Origin of the sequence: Pseudomonas sp. RIT-562 (assembly GCF_026241895.1) — a bacterium.
GTDB classification, from domain to species: domain Bacteria; phylum Pseudomonadota; class Gammaproteobacteria; order Pseudomonadales; family Pseudomonadaceae; genus Aquipseudomonas; species Aquipseudomonas mandelii_F.
Window position 1 is genome coordinate 1 of the sequence record NZ_JAPJIV010000059.1, and the last position, 504, is coordinate 504.

Sequence of the window (504 nt, forward strand, 5' to 3'; positions counted from 1 at the left end):
TAGAAACGTAATGATCGTTGTCGACGTGTTGATGATGAGCTGCCAGGTGTCGTTGTAATGAAAGTACGGCCCCGTCAGTCCCCAGACGACAATTAACGCCACAGCCACGAGAAAGGTTTTTGAGCTGCCAGCCCGATTGGACAATGCTTGGCAGAAAATTGAAAATTTCATGATTGCAAACTCTTGATTTGGGTCTCGGGTAGACCACATCGGCAACTGAAATACTTTCTTACAATTTAACCCGTTCGTCGGATCAAGAACCTGCGCATTTTCCCATGACTTAAACATCCTTTGTATGAACTCTCTGCGAACGCCTCCGTCTTCCAGAGGGCTCAGGCAATCAATTGCAAAATTCTATGTGGCATCTGTCCCAACACAAGAGCTTTAGAACGAGCCCTCCCTTGGGCAGCGGCCGCGACCTAACAAATACCGGAGAGATGGTCATGCACTTGGGCGAGATTCTTTTGCCACGCAAAGCCAATGCAGGCACTCCTTTACCTTCCG

At 48.6% G+C, this 504-nt stretch carries 1 protein-coding gene; it reads right to left on the minus strand.

Annotation, left to right across the window (positions count from 1 at the left end; all coding sequences use genetic code 11):
• Positions 1 to 171 (minus strand): low affinity iron permease family protein (locus ORL50_RS28735; protein WP_266020083.1); only part of this gene is annotated, 171 nt, incomplete at its 3' end.
• Positions 172 to 504: the final 333 nt, after the last annotated feature.